The following is a 19,597-nucleotide window of genomic DNA, read 5'->3' as shown; positions in this document are numbered from 1 at the left end:
GGCGACCATGCCCATTACGCCTGTCACGGTTCGTCCGACCCCGCTGACCAACGCCTATTTCGAGCTGTTTCTCGAAGGGCAGTCAGTTGCCGCTGTCACCGCCATCGGTGCCATCAAGTCGAGTGTAGCGGCGAACCCCTCCAAGGACGGCACCCAGCTTTACTCGGTCTACAGCCCTGGTGCGGTGACCTATGAGGCCTGTGAGATCAAGCAGGCACAGGTGCTCGACGTCGCGTTGCTCAACTGGTTCGAACAGGTACACAGCCCCGTTAGCGCCGGTGCAATCTCGGTTGATGGGATGAAGAAAAACCTGATGATCCACGTCAAGGACAGCCAGATGCGCCCACGCATCCAGCATGAGCTGTTTTCCTGCCTGCCGACTTCGATCGCCTGGGACGCGCTGGACTCCAACGCCGAGGCAAACACATTCCTGACCTTCTCGCTGCAATATGAATACAGCCTGACGAAATACCTGGAACCCTGATCACGGGAGGCTATGTGGCGCAGATGATAGGGGGGAAGGTCATTTATGGTGTCGGGAAACGACGAAGCTACCTTTGCCGCCCTCTGGACGAGCAGGCGCTGTTTCGGCTGGGCGCGAATCCTGACCAGCTGATGCCGACAGCGCTTGTCCAGGGCGATGACCGTTTGTTACCGGATGACCTGCCAGAGCTTCCGCTGATCGACTACGAGTTGATGCTGGCACATGTCTATGCAGGTACATTTGGCACCACCATCGACCAGAACGTGGACTGTCCGGATTGCAGCAAGAAATTCTCCGTGGCGTTCTATCTCGGCACCTGGCTGTCCAGTATCCGCGACGCGGTGAAACCGGACAGGGAGAGAACCTTTGATGGCGCACCGTATGTGCTCCCCACGCAGTCGATCCTGAAATCAGTAAAACGGGACCAGCGCGTCCTGGCTCGCCGGCTCTGGCAAGGTGGCACAGACCTTCACCCGGAGAAAATAACTGAGTTCGAGGCGGAAGTTGCCAGGGCCTGCCCGATCCTGGCGGACGACATCGAGTCCCCCTGCCCGCGCTGCGGGGAAATCGTGCGTAAGCGCTTCGTCCTGCGAAACCACCTTGCCTCACGACTTCGCACCTGGTTGCACAGGCTCCTGGCCGACATTCATGTGCTGGCTTCCTGCTATCACTGGTCCGCCGCGGACATCCTCGACCTGCCACGCCAGACACGAGTTGCGCTGGTCGACACTATCCAAGTGCAGCGCGGTCGCGCACGTAGTAGCCGCTGAGGGCGATAGAGCAATGTCAGGTTACTTCGAAGACATACTGGAAAGTTATCGCCCTGCTGAGCCTATAACAGGCACGGATGCCCCATGGACGGACCCGATCACCGAAGCTGCCACTCCAGACCTGCCATTTTCGGATGTCGGGGCTGCTACCGGACCCGACGACGTGAACCTGCCGCTCGCCCATCCCGAGCTTCCCGAACCCGATGATTTTCGGGAGACCGTTCACCGATCCCCGCCCGAGCGGGAGCCCCCCGCACAGCCAACACAGGCCCAACCGCTCGAACCGAACGAGCAAATTGTCGCACACGAAACTCGGGTCATAGAGCGACCTGCCGATATTCCCCCGGCACCCGACTCCGGCATCGAGGAGCCGATACAGGCTACGGACCCCGATATTTATGTTCGAGAGCATGTCGACCACTCAACCACGCATATCCACGAACACTTCGAAAATGTCGACAACAACATGGTTTTCGAGCCGGAGCCGGAAGAGACTGAATCTCGTGCACCAGCGGAAGGGCATCCGGCACCCGAACCCACCGAGCCTGTGGAGCAGGATCCCGGTCCTGCACTGGCTGCGATCGAGACAGAGCTGGCCCGGGCCCTTGCCCGGCTGCACGGCGAGTTCGAACCCCAGCAGCCCCTTGTATCTCCCAGCGATTTCGAGCCCGAGGTGCGTGACAACCCGATTCCCACCGACATCGAACCCGTGCGCGAGGTGACACGGGAAGTCGTTACCGAGATCCACCATCACCACACGAACGAGAGCCGCGCCGAACAGCCAGCCAGGCCTGCACCCCGAACTGCAGCCGAGGCCTCGAGAATCGGCCCGATTCGATTCGCCGCGGCCTGGAAGAAGGAAGAGCGCTAGATGGCAGTCACCCAGCTTTCCCAGGTCACATCAACCCTGGAGACCCTGCTCGCGGCCAATATCGAGCGGCGTATGGGGGGCGTACTTACCGTCAATACAAGTTCGGTTTCACCGCTGGACGTGTCGCCCACAACCAACCTGGTCAACATCTTCCTGTATCACTTGCATCCCGAGGGAAAGCCCGACGCCGCGGAGGAACCTGCTGCCAGTCCGTCCCGCCCGGTGTTCTTCTCCAAGCCAGTGACACTTCATTACCACCTCACTGTCTACCAGGCGACCGGAGTGCTTCCGCACCTGTCCGAGCAGGATCTCCTGGGTCATGCCCTGGCGACACTGCTGGACCATTCTGAACTGGACGAGGACGTCTCGATCGGGACGGTCCCGGTCTTCGACGACGCCCTCGTCGGGGCGGGCAACCACTTCGAGATCGAAGTCGTCGTCAAAACCGGCAGCGAGGCGCTCAATGTCTGGCCCGCCTATGACGGCGGTGCGGTTCGACCGAGCCTATATTTCAGGGTCAAGAACGTACGGCTACAGCCGGAGATGCCGCAGGAACTTTCCGGGCCGATCCTGACTGTCGGTGACGCGACGCTGCCCAACATGGGGCCGCGCCTGCAGCGTATCTCGAGCACAATCACCGCAACCATTCCCGGAGCGGGCGGAACTTCAAAGCGACAATTCAACCGCACACCGGCCGAGCTGTTCCCGGGCGCAGGACCGGAAGACCGCGTTCTCGTGCTCCGCGGCACTTCCATTGACCAGTTCGTGGATATCGAACTCACAGTGCCCGTGGGCGATACCATGGAAACCTTCCGCGTCGACTTCGAGGCTAACGCCGCGAACGGCTGGGCAATCGATGACGAGCGCGGTGAAGTTCTGGTAACCACCGGTGCAGTGGTCGCCCGTCCGGTCGCCGGCGTGATGCAACCACTCTCACTTGAGCCAGGCGATGCGCAGATTCGTGTCCTGACCAGCGAGACCATGATGCAGGGCGGCGAACCGGTGCCCTTCGAGATCCCGTCCAACCGCCTGCCTTTCACACTGAATCCCCACATCGCGCAGGCCGACCTCGTCTCCGGTCGGCGCTTCCGGCTCGACCTCGATGGTAACTTCGACCTGGAGACGATGGCGCCCGCGGATAACCATGCCAGTCTCCTGCGGCTGGCCATCGGTGGTGCGGTCTATCACGTGCGCGATTCTGCGGCCGGCCTCCAGGCGGGAGACGCCGCCATTGCCGGACCAAGGCGAATCGACTATGTGCTGTCCGACGACGCTGACGAGAATGCCCTGGCCTATGTCCAGCTCTGGATCCGCAACGCCGTCAGCCAGCCGTTCTGGGTGGGGGGTACCTAGATGCGCAGCTTCGCCGAACTCTATGCCATCGACATTGATGCCATCGTCGAACTCACTGAAAAAAAGCTGACCGGTCGCCACGACGGCGAGCAGGTGGCGATGCTGCGCGCCCGGCTCAGCGACCCGGAAAATTCGCGCTTTGCAAAGCTTGTCCAGATGCTGGGCCTGACACAACCCGAGTGTGACCTGCTGACCTGCCTTATTGCACAACATATCGACCCCACTCTCGAGGCAGCCATTCGCGAAAGGTCCGCATTCCCCTATATCCATGAAGCGCTCGTCAGGGAGGCCTTCGGGCTGGGCCGGATACCAATCTACACCTCGGACAGCGCCCTGAATCTCTGGCAGCTCGTCCGTGCCCGCGATATGGGACCCGGGGCCCCGATGGCTTTTGACATCGACCTCGCAGTGATCGAATGGCTGGCCGGCAGGCCGGGCCTGGAACCGGCACTCCAGCAATTACTGACGCGCGTCGAGGAGGGACAGGCTGCTGATGAAAAGGTCCTGCAAAACATGGCACAGGCCATCCGGGTCGAGGGCAGCAAGGCGCACTGTATCGTTTGCGAACTGACAGGCAGCCCCGAGACTGACTTCACCCGGGTTGCCGCAGGAGTGGCATCCATGTTGAACACCAGCCTGTGGGTCGTGCAGGCACAGGAGGAACCGTTCACTCCCGACCAGGTTCTGCGTATCCACCGTTTCATCACTGTCCAGAACGCGGCGCTCTGCTGGCAGGCCCCCGAACCCCAGCTCCTCGAGCCGGGCATCTCGCCCTCCGCGCGGCTCCAGTTCATTCCGAATGTAGAAAGCCAGCCAGCCCGAACTTCCAGGACGCACCGGTACCTCAGCTTCGAGATTCCCGCCCCCCGCCGTGATGCCCTGCGCGCGCGGCTGCGCGAGCGCTTTCCCGATGCACCTGAGAACAAGCTTCGTCGTGTGGCCGCCATTCGCGGCGTGGATGCCCGGTTGATTGAGACTGCGCCGTCGTCCGATATCGACCTCTTCGCACGTCGCGCCGTAAGACGAAGTACGCGCGCCCTCCACGCCTGGGCAATCGAACTGTCGACCGACGTGGGCTTCGACGATCTTGTCCTGGATCCGCCCATGCGGGAACAGCTCGAGGACCTGGTGGCCCAGATACAGACCCAGCACGAATTGATGAACAGGCCCGAGGTCGCCCGGGTCTATGTTCAGGAACGGGCGCTCTCGATCCTGCTGCAGGGCCCCCCCGGCACTGGCAAGACGCTGAGCGCCCGGGTTCTGGCGGGCGCAGCGGGCAGGCCGCTCTTCCGCGTGGACGTGGCGAGCCTTGTCAGTAAATGGCGCGGCGAGACAAACAAGAACCTGCGCAAAATGTTCCGGGCCGCGAGCCAGTCCGGCGCGATTCTGTTTATCGACGAGTTTGATGCTGTCGTCTCGAAGCGGACGGACACTCGCAACGAGATCGCGCGGGCCGACAACCAGAACACCGCCTACTTCCTGCAGCTGATCGAGAACGCCTACGAGGGTACGGTGATCTTCGCCACCAACCGGCCCCAGGAAATCGATGAGGCCATGCTGCGCCGTATCCGCCATACGCTCGACTTCCAGCCGCCGGGCGAGTCCGAGCGCACAAAACTGTGGCGCCTCGCCCTGTCACCTTTCGAACCGGCAGAGGACGTTCTGGCATTTTCAGAGGTCCTGGGTCCCGCATTCAGTTTCTCCGGCGCGCGCATCAAGGCCGTCGTGCTAAACGCTTACGCACAGGGAGCCGCCAGTGGAAAAGACGTGCTGACCATTAATGCGCTGCGGCGCGCGACGCTGGCCGAAGCGCGGCAGAACGGCCGCCTGCCCGGAAAGCGTGAACTGGGCCGTGTGCTCTCCTACGGCAACCCGGAGATCTCGGAGGTCCCGTCATGACCCTGACTGCCCCCCCGGTAAAGTCCGTCAAGGGCGCACTGATCCAGCTCAACCCGAAATCCGGCATCGCCGGGATTGCCGGCAACATTCCCAACGTTGTGCAGTTCGACATCAACCCCGAGACCTTGACCCGTAACTTCACTCCCTGGAAGGCCGAGGCGGAGGAAGGCGCCCCCAGCCCCGGCGCACCGGTGCAGCCGATTGAGGTACCGCAGAAGTTCACCGGCTTCGAGATCAAGATCGATCCCTATGCCGCGAAGGGCTCACTGGTCCCACCGAACTCGTTCAGCGTTGAAGCGCGCCTGGCGGCGCTGCGCAAGATGATAGAGCCTACCAAGGGCCTGGTCGGGGATCTTTTGCAGTCGGTGGCCGACCTCACAAACACCGGCTCATCGGATTACACCCCGCCCGAGGTGGCTCCGGTCATTCTCTGGCTGGGTGCACGGATAATCCTGCCGGTCCAGATCGAGAGTTTCACAGTTACCGAGCATCAACACGATGCGCTCTACTACCCGATCCGGGCGACGGTGGCAATGGAGCTGAAAGTGCTGACGCCCGACTACTTCCGCTGCAGCAACAGCGATGCCGCCGAAATCGCAATCGCCGCCTATGAATACACCCGCGCGCAAAGTGATTTGCTGGCGGTCGCCAACCTCGCCGACCTGTCGCCACTCTGGCGACTCATCGCGCCAATCTGAATGAGGAAACGATGGCCAAGTTCTCCCCCGATAGCCGTTATACAAAGCACTCACAGCCCTTCAAGACCACTGACCCGCGCGGGCGCGAGGTGCTGGCGGTCAAGCCTGCCGTTATCCCGGCGAGACGGAACCGCGGCACGCATATCACGAAGGACCCCCAACGGCTGGATCATCTCGCCTGGTTCTATCTCAAGCGCGCCGAAGCGTTCTGGGAGATCACAGCGCATAACGGGCGCCTGCTGCCTGATGCTGTTCTCGCCCAGGCGCGGATCCGCATCCCGACGGACGAGGATTGAGATGCTTTCGACTATCCAGATCGTCAGCGGCAGCGGGGGAACCCCGTGGACCCGGGAACAGCGCCAGTGTGTGCTGGAGATCCGCTCCGAGCACAAACTCAATGACCCGACGAGCTTCAGTATCCTCATGCACGACCTGCCCGACCGGCAGGGCGTGCGCCACCGGCTGCTCGCCCCGGGTCGCAAGGTCGCGGTTCTTGTCCGGCCGCGGGACCGGGGCGAGTGGCACGTGCTGTTCCAGGGCAAGGTCAGCGAAGTGGAGGAGCATCAGACCCAGGGTGGCGTCGGCTCGACCATTCTCTATCGCGGCCAGGACATCCGCACAATCATGGCGGCACGGAGCTATACCGGCGCCTGGTCCGGCCAGGTTGACGCGGTCATGAAACACCTGATCGAGCAGGACTTCGCCGAGCACCACGTCGACGCGCCGGAGAACAACGAGCTCGACGAGGAAGAAAACCCACTTGGGCAGAACAGTAACAACCTCGATTTCCTGCGGACGCAGGCCATTGCCTTCGGTCACAACTTCTGGGTCAGCTACGCCCGCGTGCCCGAGGCGACACCCGGGCTGGGTGACCTCAACCCGCTTGACGACAGCGAGCCCAGCGTGACTGTGACACCAAAGATCCACTGGGCCCGCTCCCCCTATTTCGAGGAGGGCGGTGCGCCATCAACCGGCGGTGTTGCCGCTGCCGCCCAGGCGCTGCCGGTTCTCGGAGGGGAGGATACCGGGCCAATCAGTTTCAAGGTGAATGTCAATCGCGCCTCCTGCCCCAATGTGACCAGCTTCGAAGTAATGTCTGAAGGCAGCAACGTCCAGACCATGCCCGAACAATCAGGCAGCCAGACCACACCCGGTGTTCCCTCACCACCGACAAACCCACTGGAACCGCCTCCCGACGACGACACCCCCGGCATTCATTTCGTGCCCCGGGCTGTCCAGCCGGGGGGGGACGGCGAGCAGGTCAATGAGGCACTCGAGCAAGAGCGCGCCTTTGACCGCAAGGTAAAGCTCTCAACAACCCTGGCGATGCTCAAGAAGCTCTGCATCCCCAACGAACTGGCGACGCTGGAGGGAGTACCGGAGGCCGTGGCGAACAGGCTCTTTCGTATCAGCGACGCGACGCACGTGATCCGCATCGATGGACACTGGATGGATGCCGTCCTGGAGAGCGACGGCAGGGAATACGGTGCAGCCGACGAGACCGGGGTGCCCGGTGCAACTGGAGAAATGGTATGAGCGACATTCCGAACCGCGGTCCCACAATCGACGAACTCTACCGGCCAAGCACCGGCCGTCTCTACGGCAAGTACCTCGGCGAAATCATCGACAGGGATGATCCGAAATGTCGCGGCCGCCTGCGTATCAGGGTAGACAACATCACAGACTCAAAAGGTGTCTGGGCTGACCCTTGCGTGCCCTACGCAGGGGACGGCATCGGGTTTTTTGCGCTGCCACCGGAGGGAACCAGGGTATGGGTGGAGTTCCTCGGTGGCAGGATTGACCGCCTCGTGTATTGCGGGTTCCTGTGGCAGGAAGGTGAACTCGATGCGCAGGATTATGACCCTGCCCGGGTGCATTTCGAGACCGGGTCACTCCGTATCGAGGTCGACGACTCCGCGGATGAGATCAAGATCGAAATCAAGAAGAACGGCGGCTCGATCACGATAAAAGGTGGCGAGATCACGCTGAAAGCAAACGTCGTCACCCAGGAGGCCCAGGGCAACAAGGTTGTCCTCGACGCCGCTGCCTTCGACGTCAAGAACGCCGCGCTGAAAGTCGTGTAAGGAGGCCACCATGAGCAACCCCACCCTCACCGTAGCCGCACACGTTGTCGATTCCGCGCAGGGACGTGCAGCAGCCTTCGTACCGGTAAACCTGCGCGCAACCTCGACGAATATGCCGCTTTCGGTACAGGCCGACGTGCCGGCTTTTCCCGGCACCTCGCCCGCACTGACTGTTACCGGTACCTGGACCGTCGCCGGAAGCCGCGTCACGGCCAGTGGCATACCTCTTGTCAATACGCAGTCGGTGGGGGTCGGTTACACCCCCGTGCCCGCTTCCTCCGGTCCACTTCAGATCCTGCCAGGAAACCAGCATGTTCTCATCACCTTCTGACCCGATCCACGCGCTGGCCTACCCGCTGGCCCTGGACGAGGACCGCGGTCGGTTTACCAAGACTCTCGACTACGAGCGCTACGTTCAGGACCTGGTGCTGCAGACGCTGATGACGGCGCCGGGTGAGCGTATCAACCGGCCCGAAATGGGCACCCCCATCCCACAACTGCTGTTCGCATCGATCAACGAGGAGGTTGCCGATCTCGTCAAGGCGCAGATCCGTCGCGCGATGGCGCGCTGGCTGGACAAGGTTGTCCGTGTCGAGGGGATCGAGATCCGCCAGCCTGAACCCACCCGTTTCGAGATCGAGGTCAGCTACGTCATCCTCGCCACGGGAACGACGGATGTCCTGAAGCGGACCATGGCGCAATGAGTGGGCTCGGACGCCATATACTCCTCGCTGAGCAGGAGCCCTCGTTCGACCAGACGGGCATCGACTTCATTGCCGTCGACGGAGTCAATCACGCGAAAATCTATATCTACTTCGTGATCGACCCGCTAGAGCCCGATCTCGGTTTCGCGGCGAACGAACTGGATATCGAATGCCTGGGCACCAGCTCCAGGGAACCACGAATCGTCGAGGCCCAGAATTTCGAGGCGCATACGGATGCCCAGGGCAGGACGCGCAACGTGCTGGCGGTAATCTTCGACTCGGGCGCCAGTTTCGAGATGCAGCGCCTGCGCCTGGCTGACCTTACCGGGGCGCGCCTGGATCCTTTCAGCTCGGCCGCGGACTTTTCGTTCAAGCAGGCCTGTCCCACCGTGTTCGATTGCGCCTGCCACGGCGTACCCGGCGACCGTCCCGGCTCCGACTATCCGGTGGATTACCTCGCCCGCGACTTCCAGAGCTACCTCGACACCTTCGCGGCATTCTCACGGGAACGATATCCCCAGTGGCAGATGAACATCGTGCCCGACCAGGCGCGAATGCTGGGCGACCTGATCGCCGCGATCGGCGACGAAATGGCTTTCCTGCAGGACGGCTACCGATTGCAAACCCAGTTCGAGCACCTTACAGAGCGACGCTCCTTCCAGCAGATCACGCGTATCCTCGGTTACAGCCTGCGCCCCGAGCTTCCGGCACAGGGTTATGTGGTGCTGCGCCATTACGAGGGAACCTCCAGGCCAACCGGTCTTCCCCCTTTCGACGAAACCGTTATCGCGGGAACCGCCCTCGCCGGATTTGGCGACAGCGATATGGTGATTCCCTTCGAGGTCGGGGCCAGCTTCGACGACATCCTTGCCGGCACCGGCTATCCGACCAGTGCCCGCTGGACCGATATCCCGGTCCACATCCCGGACGAGACCTGCCCCTGGATCGCCAGGGGCGCGCGCGAGCTGACCGTAACGGGCACCGACCTGGTCCACCCACAGGTCGGCCCCGGTACCAGGATCCTGATAGAAACCCGGCCGGTCGACCAGTCCGAGCCGCTCCACCGGATCATTGTGACGCTCGACGAGGACCCCGGGCTGGTCGAGGATGCACTGGTCGGTATGGATGTCACACGACTGCACTGGCGCGCCGAGGATGCACTGCCCTTTGACCTGAAACTGGAACGGGCATTCGTCAGCGCCAATATCGTGCCGGTCGTGTCCGGCCTGACGCACGAAGAGCGCTTTAGTATCGGTGACAACGATCAGGCGCTCCCCACCGCAATTGAACGCGAAGGTCCGCTGTCCGGGAGCGGGGCAAGACGTCCGGTGGTCTACCGTTTCCCGATGGTGCGGACCGTGACCGATGGGCTGTCATGGCGCCCTGCCGCGGGCGACATGCCATGGGACCGCCGCTACAGTCCCGATGTCGCACTGGCGCGGACCAATGCCGAGGGCGCGTTGCAGGAGCACTGGCGGGTGGTCGCCGACCTGCTGGCGGAGGGCCCGGCTGACGAGGCAGCGACCGTGGAAGCCGGCCATTGGGGACCTGTCTTCACCTGGCTCGACAACGGGCAGCGCCGTGAGCATCGGGATTATATTGGCGACCCGGGCTGGTGCCTGCGCTTCGGCGCAAACGGCTTCGGCCTGGCACCGGCAGACGGCGCCTTCTTCCGGCTGCGTTACCGGACAGCATGGGCAGCACATGCCAACCTGCCGCCGGACCGCATGCGGCTACTCGCCGATCCTGCCAACGAGGCACCGGACAGCCTGCCGATGCCAACTGCGATCCTGTCGGCCTCGAACCCGCTGGCTTTCGACAACGCCCAGCCGCCCGAGCCACTGGCCCTCGCCAGGCTGACCGTGCCGCATGCGACGAAGGCGATGCAACTGCGGGCCGTCCGCGACAGCGATTACGAGGCGCTGGTCTCGGCCCGGGATGACATCGACGCGGTTGCCGCCCGATCGTACTGGCTCGGCACCTGGACCGGCACCTTCCTGGCCACGGACCCGAAAGACAGCATTGCCCTCGACGACGACATCAGGACCGAGGTCACCCGCTTCCTGGAAGAGATCCGCCTTGTCGGGCGGCCGGCATACCTCGCCAACACCGCACTCCGTCCGCTCGATCTGCAAATAGTTCTCTGCCACGATCCGCGTGTGCCCTGGGGCCACGTTGTCGAAGCCATCGTTGCAACCCTTGCCGCCGACGATCCTGAAGCACTGTTCCACCCGGCCAACCTCACTTTTGGCAGTCGCCTCCACCGCGCCGCCCTCGAAACCCGGATCGCGGGGCAGAAGGGCGTGACCCGTATCCTCCGCATCCGCTACCGCTGGCGCGGCGAGGGAGACTTCAGGGACTTCACGGAGAGTTTCCTCGAAAGTGCACCGGACCAGATTCCCGTCCTCAAGCACGACCCGATGCGCCCTGACCTGGGCCGCCTCGAGATCTTTGACAGCCAACTGCCACAGGAGACCGCCCCATGAGCGTTGCGACCGACGGCCTCCACTGCCTCTGCCCACCCCGCTTCCCGGCGCTTCTCGATGCCGACGGACGACCGCTGCCGAAACTTTTCGCCGACCACCGTATCGAGGTATTCCAGGCACTCTCGACCCGCGCCAACTTCGCGCACTGGCAAACCAGCCTCGAGGATGACATTGGCCGGATGGTCCTCGAATGGCTGGCGACACTGCTCGACAACCTGTCGTTCTACAACCATCTCTGGACGCTGGAACAGCACCTCGCAACCGCGACACAGGAGGATTCACTTCGCCAGCTGGCGGCCCTGACCGGTTACCAGCCAAGGCCGAACCTTGCGGCGATGGCGCGCATCGCTGTGATCTCGGATGCCCGCGCGCCCCTCGTCCTGACCGGCGGACGGGGTGTAACGTCCGAGGGCAACGACAGGCATCCCGCCCTCGCCTTCGAGACGACAGGCGATGCGCCCATCGACCCCGCGCTGAACGCGATGACGGCGATACCACCGCGCGAGACCACCTTCGACGCTGACTTTGTCGCCATCGGTGGTGCCTTCCGCAACCTTCGCGTGGACGAGCCGGTGCTGTTCAGGAGCGGTACCATCCGCAAGGCTGCGATCCTCGAGGAGATCGGCAATGACAAGTTCCCCTCCGGCGAAAGCTATGCCGAGCTTCAGCTCGACCGCTCGCTGTCAGTCCTCACGGGCAGGGACCTCAGCGATATCGAATTAAAGAGTTTCGTCAACCAGAACGAAGGCCGGGGTATTTCCAGTTACCAGCTGGAGCTCCAGGGTGTGCAGCCGGGCTTCCAGGTGAACCAGGAAATCGCTGCCATCGATGGCGAAAGCGGCGCGCTCAGGTACGGCCGCATCACCGGGGTGAATGTGATCAACCGGGTGTTGATAGAGAGCGAGACCGCACCGGTGCTATCGCCCGTCACGCGGATTTCGCTGGACACCTACGTTACCAACGGCCACGCGCACGTAATATTCCACGGTGCCCGGCGCGGCGGGCACCTGATCGGCGCGCCAAAGACACATCTGGCACTGGCCGATTTCGCAGGACATATCGACGTTGAAGAGAAATACCTGGGCGACGATCTCGACCACCAGGGCGATTTTGTCGTGGTCGATGCGGAGCACCGCAGCGTCAAAATCACCGCCAGCCTCAACGTCAACCCGCACAATCGCCGCGCGGCACTGGAACTGGCCTCGATCTCCAACCCCGCGATCGTATTGAAGGCACCGCTCAGGATCCACGGTAATTTCGCCATGGTGGACCAGGGCAAGACCGTGGTTGAAACCCTCGGCAGCGCCAGTGGCCGGCGTTACCAGACATTCCGGCTCGGAAAGAAGCCACTGACATTCCTGCGCAGCGACCTCTCGGACCCCGAGCCCGCCATCGAGGTTTACGTTGACAGCGTGCCATGGCGCTACGTACCACACCTGTTCGGGATCGCTGCCGACGACAGGGTCTACACCCTGCGGGTCGAGGCCGATGGACAGGCCCATGTCATCCTCGGCGGCGTTGCCAATCCCGGCGACAAGAACGTGGCTGCACGCTATCGATACGGGACAACCGGCGACAACCCGGATGCCTTCACCATCAATGCGCTGGCCGGAAAGGTCGAGGGGGTACAGAAAGTCTTCAACCCGTTCCCGGCTCTCGGCGGCCTGAAGGGTGACGATACCGAGGACCTGCGCTTTATCCTGCCCGCACGGATCTCGGCCAACGATCGCTGCGTCTCGGCCAAGGATTACGCGGTGCTCTCGCGCAACTTCGGCGCCCTGGCCGCCAGCGCGCGGCCCTACTGGAATGCTGTCCGCAAACGGGCCGGGGTCGAGGTGACCGCGGTCTTCGATGGCGGCTTCGACCCGGCACTGGCGGGCGAGCTTCGCGATTTCCTCGTCGGCCATGCGCCGGAGGGCAGCCTGGTGAACGTGGCCAGCGCGCGGCCCGCGCCGCACAGCATTGCCCTCACGCTGCGCCTGGCGCCCGGGGCCCGCGCGGCCGATGTTGAACGCCGTGTACGAGACATCTACTTCCACGAGTTTACCGGCCTTCTGGCCCCACGCCGCGCCAGGATCGGCCACACCTGGAGCCGCACCGATTTGCTGGCCCCGCTCAACGGAATTGACGGCATCATTCGCGTCGAACGGCTGAGCCTTGATGGCAGCGAAAGTACCTCCACGATCGCGCAGGCTCCGGACGAATACCTCGATGCGACGCTGGACCTGGAGGTGGTGCGATGAGCAACCCGATCAATGGCCGCGCGCTCGACGGTTTCGAGGAATACTACTACCGCAAGCTTCACTCCTGGATTCCCGAACTCTACTGGACCAACGACCTGGACAACGGCACCCTGGAAACCCTGGTCCGGGCCATGTCCGAGCGGCTCGCGGAGATGCGGCGTGAGATCGACCGGGTCTGGACCGCCTCCTCGATCGAGCTGGCCGACGACTGGGCAGTGAAGTACCTGGGCGACCTGGTCGGTGCCGAGACGCTATCGGCGCAGAACAGCCGGGCGAACCGGACCGTCGCAGCCAATTTCATGAACTACCAGCGACGGAAAACCACCCGCTACCTGCTGGACATGCTCATCACCGATATCGTCGGAACCGAGGGTTATGTCCGCGAGATCGAGCGCTGGCTGGCGCGACCGCCCCACGAGCTGGACATGGCCTACCTCCGCTCGGCACCACTCTCGGGGGGCCCGGTCGGCGGCCTGCCCGAACTGACCGGGCCGCGGGTGGACGACGCCGCGCTTCCCGCGTTTGACGAATTCGCGCGGCTACCGGACTTTGGCCCGCGCGAGGGACGCGCGGCCTCCTACGACTACGCCACGATCCACTTCAACCTGTTCGCGAACGAGAGCTGGCGGGTCGACATGGCGACACCATTCTGGCTGGACGAAACACGCCTTACCCTGGACCCCTCGGGCCGGGCCACGCAGCTCTTCCACAGTGCGACCTTCGACCACCGCGCCGGAAGTTGGCCCGTCGGCCCCGAGGAGTTCCCGGTTCCAATGCGCTGCGCGCGGTTCAACGACGCGCAATTCGAAATCAGCAGCGATGCCCTCGATACCATCGCCTCCCCGGGCCTGACACCTGCCCTGACACCGTGGATCGGTGTCGCATTCCGGACCCGACAGGCCTTCCAGCGGATCCTCGCCGACCAGTTGTCGGCCTCGCTGTACGCAAACTTCCGCGAGTCACTATTGCGCGAGTGCCAGGTTCCCGGTTGCGCCAAGGCGCGCCAGCTCGAGGCTGATGTGCGACTCGACATTGGCCCGTTCGCCGACACCCGGCAGCTCGATCCTTACGAAATTGTGGCCGCCAATCTCTCGCGCTGGATGCCCGGGACACAATGGCCAGAAGACGCCGCCCTGCTCATCGACGTAGCCAGTGGCTGTGTCCAGCTTGCCGAGGCACCGGACGATGGCGCCGCGCCGCCGGAAGTGTTCCACCCGCTGTTCCACCATCTCGGCCTCGTCCACCGTGTCGGGGCCGGGACCTTTCCGCGCGAAAGCGACATCGACCTCGGGCCCACCTTCAACGATGCCAACGACGAAGTGCCGTTCACACCGCCCGGCGCCGGGCTGCAGCCCTTCCGCGATAACCGGCGCTACCTGTGGGAGTGGCCGGCCAACCGACGCTTCAACGTTACCGGCGAGTTACGCCTCGAGGCTGCCGATCGCACACGCCCCTATGTCATCTCACGCACCGATGACCCGGAGCGCGACTTCACCATCGTCGGGACCGGCGGACAGGACAATCACCTGGTCATCGACGGGCTCTGGCTGGGCCTGCTCGGCGATGCCCCTGTCGAAACCGCTGTGGGCGGGGCGCATGAGCCGGCCCCGCCCGCCCATGCCCGGCTGGTCCTCGACGGGCACTTCGAAACGGTCACTCTTCGCCATGTCTCGCTCGACCCGGGCGGCGAACAGGCACGACTCGACCCCGGCACCGCCCGGGCCATCCCCGCCGTGGCACTCGAGATCGAGGGCTCGGTGCGGCTGTTGCGGATCGAGCGGTCAATCACCGGCCCCATCGTCGAAACCCGGACCGACCCATCACTGCTGAACGCCGGTGAAATCCGCATATCGGATTCCATTGTGCAGTCGAACGACCCGGATCGCCCGGCGATCTCAACCGAGCTCGCCCGGCTGCACCTGGTGAATTCCACCGTCCTTGGCGCCTGCCACGCGAACCTGGCCTTCGCCACCAACACCCTGTTCAACGGGCCGCTTTACATCACAAACCGCCAGCAGTCCTGCCTGCGTTTCAGTGCGGTAGCCGGCTACGAGGGGGTCGCCGGCATCGACCCGTCCACCCTGCCCCGCCGTTTCGAATGCGTCGAGTACAGGCGCACGATACCTCCGGCATCGCTGCGTTCGACCCGGTTCGGCGACCCGGATTTCGCGGCGCTTTCGGACCTTGCCGATTCTGGCCTGCTTCACGGTGGCGAGAACCGGACCGAGATCGGCGTGGGCAATTCGAGGTTCTGGCACCAGCGCCGGAACGACCTGGCACGGGTTGTCAGTACCTTTCTGCCCGTTGGGCAAAATGCACAGATTTACGAGGAAACGGGGGGGCGTACATGAAACGTCGTATCACCAGGGAACACGACGCCCGCCAGGGTTACGGCGGCGTCTATTGGGAGGGCGGCGGTGCGATTACCGACGCAGACCTCAACGCCGCCTTCGACGCGCATCGCGAGCGAGACGAGGCCCGGGACCGGGCCTGGATCGCGCCCGCGGGCAGCGCCGACAACGGCTGGCGTGCCGACGGGCTCAGGAACACGGGCGGCATGGTCGATTTCGACCTCGCCGCCGGTCACTACATGCTGGACGGCGACCTCCTGAGAAATCCCGAGAGCTATCCATTTATCGCCCAACCACATGGCCTGTCCGCCCCGCTCGAGCCCAACATGACGCTCGGCTGGCCGGAAGCAGACGAAATAACAGCGGCAGGTGGCGAACGTTTCGATGCGGTGGTAATCGACAACCGGACACTGGCAGTCACGGTCGTAGAGGACAGCGAGCTGGACGAGGTGGCGATGCGCAGCGACCCGGCCACACGCGTCCGCAACTCGCCCAAGGTCCGCATCCTGCCCGGCGTCCCGTCCACGTGCGCCGAGGCGCGCCCGGAAGTCATGGACCTGCTGGCTGGCGCCTGTGCCGAGGTCGAGATGCCCTCGCCAGCTTTCCGCCCCCGTGGGCGGTTGCGGGTCCACCTGGGCACAGTGGAACAGTCCGACAACCCCTGCGCGCCCGAGCAGGCCCTGGGCTATTTCGGACGACTGAACCACACGATCAAGGTGATGCTGACCGCGCCGGACCGCTTCGTCTGGGCCTACCGTAACGGCGGCGAGCTCTACCGGGCGACGCTCGACGACGACGCCACCCTGCGGATCGTGACTCCCTTTGACGACAGCTCGCGCTTCCCGGTCTCGGGCCAGATTGCCGAGCTTCTGGCCTGGGACAGCCGACTGCCGAACGGGGAAGTCACCGCCGCGCCCCTCGGCCGGTTCCACGCCATCCAGGAGGGCTATTCCCCTGGCGACGAGACCCTGGAACTCGCCACGCCGGTGGACGGCGACCTGCGCGACTGGTACGACGCGCAGGGCGACGGCACATTCCTGTTCGTGCGCTTCTGGGAGCCGCCGGCCGTTGCCATGCAGACCTCCACGGCCACCGATGTGGATGTGCCTCTCGCCACGACCGGAGTAAGACTCGACTTCATCGAGCCGGGCTGTCCGGGCGACCAGTGGACCTTCAGCGTACGCGTCAACGCCAACGACACGGTATTCCCGCAGCGGATGCTCGAACCGGGCGGCCAGCCACCGGGTGACACCCGTCGCGCCGCCGACCTGATCGCGCTGATCCACTGGCAGCTGGACGGCGGGGAAGTGGTGGGACATCTCCACGACTGCCGTCGCAAAATCCGGCCGCTGTGGAAACTCCAGGGCTGCTGCACCGTGACGGTTGGCAACGGCGTGACAAGCTTCGGCGACGTCGACCGGCTCGAGGACGCCATTGCCGCACTGCCCCATGAGGGCGGGCGTATCTGCCTCCTCCCCGGCACCCACACGGGCGGTGTCACACTCCGGAATCGCGCCAACATCACCATCGAGGGCTGCCGGGGCCAGACCCGCCTGGCACAGGGTCAGGGCGGCGGGCCCGTGCTGACCATCGAGGATTGTGCGGGCGTCAGGATCAGGGATCTGACCATTGATGATGGCAACAGCCTTGCAGTGGCGGCCGCACGTACCCACCAGCTGACGCTGGAGCGAATCGATACGAATGGCCGCGGCTCCGCCATCTCGCTGGTCGACGGCACCGCAACCCGGGTGCAAAACTGCAATTTCCTCGCGACTGAGGAAACGGAGATCATCCCGGCAGAACAATACGCCGAACTGCGCCCGCTCGCGTTCGTCGGCGGCGAGGATCTCGATATTTCCGATAACAGTTTCCGCTGCGACTCCTCCCGCCTGACACTGATGTCGCTCGGCGGCCTGCAGGTCGCCTCCGGGAGCCGGGGCGTCCGGATTGCGGGCAACGTCATCCAGGGTGGACTCGGCCACGGAATTACACTCTGCCACCTGAATCTCATCCAGGTGGTGGGCGTCAATTACGGCGAGGCGAACCTGGTCGCCGAGTTGGGGGACGGCATGATGAAAGCCGTCGATCAGCAGGCTGTCTGGACGCGAAACAGTCGCAAGGCAGATGTGGAAGGCAGCTACCTGCTCGAGCAAAGCGATGCGGTTTCCGCGACCATTGGGGCGGCGCAGGACGTGATCTCGAATGCGACCTTCAGCTTCGTGGAAAACCCCATCAATATCGCCCAGGTCGCCCTGCAGGGCTGCCTTGGCATCGACCCGACACTGACAATACCCGAGCCTGAGGACGAGGATGACGACTGGACACTCTACGTACCGGCGGGTGCGGTAAGCCATGTCCATATCATCGACAACGAGATTACCGGCATGGGCGGCTCGGGCATCTCGATCCCGTCATGGAATCTCTCACTCCGCTCCACCGCCGGCGAGTGTATCGTCGAGCAGTTGGCCGTCGAGCGAAACCATATCAGCAACTGCGCCCGGGTGGCTGTCGCCACGACCCTCGACGACGATGACCTGCAGGAAATCGGTTTTGGCGGCATAGCGCTGCAGGTCGTACGCGGTGCGAAAATCGGCTCAAACATCATCCAGGGGATCGGCACCGATCACCGCAGCCCGTCCGCCGGCATCTACATCTCCGAAGTGCAGACCGGCCACATTCACGACAACCAGATCAGTGCAGTCGGCCGCATCGAGCGCTCGGGAAACCGTAATATCCTGGGTGTGTCGGGCGGTATCCTTATCGACGGCGCCGCGCCGGTCTGGGGACCACCCGTCACCGGCGGCATCATCCGCGATTTCACGGACGGCGAACTTGGCGACCTGACCGATAAAGTCGCCGATGCCGGCGGCGCCGATGCCGGCAAGGAGCACCATGTCTCCAGAAAAAAAGAGGCGGAGATGGTGAAGAACCGGAAATTCTCCGCAAAGGCCGTGGACATCGCGAAGCTGCTTTCCCTGCCGCGGACAGAGGCCCTGCGTATCCAGAACAACCAGGTCACGGTCAATTTCGGCATGAGCCTGGACGTGCGCGGGGCCGGCTCCTTCCATATCGCTGACAATCACCTGACCACCCTCGCCCCGCGGACCAACCCGGACCGGCCCCGGCTGGCGAGCGCGGTATCCGTGGTTAATTCCGGGTTCCCACAGATAGAGTCACTGGTCTGGGTGATGGCCCTGTTCCGCATCTTCCAGATCGAGTTCGGGGAATTCGGGTCGAACTACCTCCTGCAGGTCTTCGTCTCCGCAATGATGAAGGTTTCGGCTTACCGGGACCGGGATATGATCCAGTTCCAGAACAATCATATCCGCACGGAGAGCTTCACGCGCAACGATACCGCCGCCGCAATGGTAACCGTCGTCTCGCCCTATGACGTGCAGATCAGCGACAACACCCTGAAGTCGATGCACAGCGACACCAATGCATTCCTGCACCTGCTGGCGACAGGCCTGCTCTCGATCCAGTGCGTCTCAAACCGGATCGAATCCCGGCCGCAAGAAGGCGTCCTTGGGGCGGCGCTGACCGCCGGGCGTGACAACACCACTTTCCTGAACCATGCCAGTCACCAGATGACACAGATGCGGATAACCCCCGCTGTGCCGTCCGGGCCGGGCAACATCCAATCCTGATAAAAGC

15 protein-coding genes are annotated in these 19,597 nt (G+C 63.6%); all 15 read left to right on the top strand.

The window, feature by feature from the left end:
- Window positions 1-7 precede the first annotated feature (7 nt).
- The 15 genes from ACH6CX_RS05880 to ACH6CX_RS05810 are packed head-to-tail and all read left to right on the top strand — an operon-like array spanning window position 8 to window position 19,590.
- A complete protein-coding gene (locus ACH6CX_RS05880; protein WP_232941862.1) occupies window positions 8-484 on the top strand; it encodes a phage tail protein in 477 nt (158 codons plus the stop codon).
- Window positions 485-498: 14 nt separating this feature from the next.
- Window positions 499-1,254 (top strand): hypothetical protein, encoded by a 756-nt coding sequence (locus tag ACH6CX_RS05875; protein WP_334078570.1) that lies wholly within the window; start codon window positions 499-501, stop codon window positions 1,252-1,254.
- Between the two features lie 13 nt (window positions 1,255-1,267).
- Complete coding sequence (locus tag ACH6CX_RS05870; protein WP_334078569.1) at window positions 1,268-2,125, top strand: hypothetical protein; 858 nt, start codon at window positions 1,268-1,270, stop codon at window positions 2,123-2,125.
- Entirely contained in the window at window positions 2,126-3,478 is a 1,353-nt protein-coding gene (locus tag ACH6CX_RS05865) for a Pvc16 family protein (RefSeq protein ID WP_334078568.1), read from the top strand. It begins immediately after the preceding gene.
- Complete coding sequence (locus tag ACH6CX_RS05860; RefSeq protein WP_334078567.1) at window positions 3,479-5,377, top strand: ATP-binding protein; 1,899 nt, start codon at window positions 3,479-3,481, stop codon at window positions 5,375-5,377. It abuts the gene before it with no gap.
- Window positions 5,374-6,075, top strand: coding sequence for a hypothetical protein (locus tag ACH6CX_RS05855; RefSeq protein ID WP_232941853.1), 702 nt, complete (start codon window positions 5,374-5,376; stop codon window positions 6,073-6,075). The genes ACH6CX_RS05860 and ACH6CX_RS05855 overlap by 4 nt, the downstream gene beginning before the upstream one ends.
- An 11-nt stretch (window positions 6,076-6,086) precedes the next feature.
- A complete protein-coding gene (locus ACH6CX_RS05850) occupies window positions 6,087-6,371 on the top strand; it encodes a hypothetical protein (RefSeq protein ID WP_232941851.1) in 285 nt (94 codons plus the stop codon).
- Window position 6,372: 1 nt separating this feature from the next.
- Window positions 6,373-7,611, top strand: a complete 1,239-nt coding sequence (locus ACH6CX_RS05845; protein ID WP_232941849.1) for a hypothetical protein — start codon at window positions 6,373-6,375, stop codon at window positions 7,609-7,611.
- A complete protein-coding gene (locus ACH6CX_RS05840) occupies window positions 7,608-8,159 on the top strand; it encodes a phage baseplate assembly protein V (RefSeq protein WP_232941847.1) in 552 nt (183 codons plus the stop codon). The genes ACH6CX_RS05845 and ACH6CX_RS05840 overlap by 4 nt, the downstream gene beginning before the upstream one ends.
- A gap of 10 nt (window positions 8,160-8,169) precedes the next feature.
- Entirely contained in the window at window positions 8,170-8,490 is a 321-nt protein-coding gene (locus ACH6CX_RS05835; RefSeq protein ID WP_232941845.1) for a hypothetical protein, read from the top strand.
- Window positions 8,471-8,863, top strand: coding sequence for a GPW/gp25 family protein (locus ACH6CX_RS05830; RefSeq protein ID WP_232941843.1), 393 nt, complete (start codon window positions 8,471-8,473; stop codon window positions 8,861-8,863). Before ACH6CX_RS05835 ends, ACH6CX_RS05830 begins: the two co-directional genes overlap by 20 nt.
- Complete coding sequence (locus tag ACH6CX_RS05825; protein WP_396675153.1) at window positions 8,860-11,349, top strand: hypothetical protein; 2,490 nt, start codon at window positions 8,860-8,862, stop codon at window positions 11,347-11,349. The genes ACH6CX_RS05830 and ACH6CX_RS05825 overlap by 4 nt, the downstream gene beginning before the upstream one ends.
- Entirely contained in the window at window positions 11,346-13,592 is a 2,247-nt protein-coding gene (locus ACH6CX_RS05820; protein WP_396675151.1) for a hypothetical protein, read from the top strand. Before ACH6CX_RS05825 ends, ACH6CX_RS05820 begins: the two co-directional genes overlap by 4 nt.
- The gene (locus ACH6CX_RS05815; RefSeq protein ID WP_237063679.1) at window positions 13,589-15,943 is read left to right on the top strand and encodes a hypothetical protein; all 2,355 of its coding nucleotides are present in this window, start codon (window positions 13,589-13,591) and stop codon (window positions 15,941-15,943) included. The genes ACH6CX_RS05820 and ACH6CX_RS05815 overlap by 4 nt, the downstream gene beginning before the upstream one ends.
- Complete coding sequence (locus ACH6CX_RS05810) at window positions 15,940-19,590, top strand: right-handed parallel beta-helix repeat-containing protein (RefSeq protein WP_232941835.1); 3,651 nt, start codon at window positions 15,940-15,942, stop codon at window positions 19,588-19,590. Before ACH6CX_RS05815 ends, ACH6CX_RS05810 begins: the two co-directional genes overlap by 4 nt.
- Window positions 19,591-19,597 lie beyond the last annotated feature (7 nt).

Source organism: Microbulbifer sp. JSM ZJ756 (assembly GCF_044383805.1).
Classification (GTDB): domain Bacteria; phylum Pseudomonadota; class Gammaproteobacteria; order Pseudomonadales; family Cellvibrionaceae; genus Microbulbifer; species Microbulbifer zhoushanensis.
The sequence above is the reverse complement of the archived record's forward strand: the minus strand, read 5'-3'. Positions and strand labels throughout refer to the sequence as shown.

Excerpts from the sequence above, each read along its gene's own strand:
- ACH6CX_RS05870 (WP_334078569.1), top strand. The coding sequence starts at position 1,268 with ATGTCAGGTTACTTCGAAGACATACTGGAAAGTTATCGCCCTGCTGAG.
- ACH6CX_RS05815 (WP_237063679.1), top strand. The coding sequence starts at position 13,589 with ATGAGCAACCCGATCAATGGCCGCGCGCTCGACGGTTTCGAGGAATAC.
- ACH6CX_RS05830 (WP_232941843.1), top strand. The coding sequence starts at position 8,471 with ATGTTCTCATCACCTTCTGACCCGATCCACGCGCTGGCCTACCCGCTG.
- ACH6CX_RS05865 (WP_334078568.1), top strand. The coding sequence starts at position 2,126 with ATGGCAGTCACCCAGCTTTCCCAGGTCACATCAACCCTGGAGACCCTG.
- ACH6CX_RS05860 (WP_334078567.1), top strand. The coding sequence starts at position 3,479 with ATGCGCAGCTTCGCCGAACTCTATGCCATCGACATTGATGCCATCGTC.
- ACH6CX_RS05840 (WP_232941847.1), top strand. The coding sequence starts at position 7,608 with ATGAGCGACATTCCGAACCGCGGTCCCACAATCGACGAACTCTACCGG.
- ACH6CX_RS05825 (WP_396675153.1), top strand. The coding sequence starts at position 8,860 with ATGAGTGGGCTCGGACGCCATATACTCCTCGCTGAGCAGGAGCCCTCG.
- ACH6CX_RS05850 (WP_232941851.1), top strand. The coding sequence starts at position 6,087 with ATGGCCAAGTTCTCCCCCGATAGCCGTTATACAAAGCACTCACAGCCC.
- ACH6CX_RS05845 (WP_232941849.1), top strand. The coding sequence starts at position 6,373 with ATGCTTTCGACTATCCAGATCGTCAGCGGCAGCGGGGGAACCCCGTGG.
- ACH6CX_RS05810 (WP_232941835.1), top strand. The coding sequence starts at position 15,940 with ATGAAACGTCGTATCACCAGGGAACACGACGCCCGCCAGGGTTACGGC.
- ACH6CX_RS05855 (WP_232941853.1), top strand. The coding sequence starts at position 5,374 with ATGACCCTGACTGCCCCCCCGGTAAAGTCCGTCAAGGGCGCACTGATC.
- ACH6CX_RS05880 (WP_232941862.1), top strand. The coding sequence starts at position 8 with ATGCCCATTACGCCTGTCACGGTTCGTCCGACCCCGCTGACCAACGCC.
- ACH6CX_RS05835 (WP_232941845.1), top strand. The coding sequence starts at position 8,170 with ATGAGCAACCCCACCCTCACCGTAGCCGCACACGTTGTCGATTCCGCG.
- ACH6CX_RS05820 (WP_396675151.1), top strand. The coding sequence starts at position 11,346 with ATGAGCGTTGCGACCGACGGCCTCCACTGCCTCTGCCCACCCCGCTTC.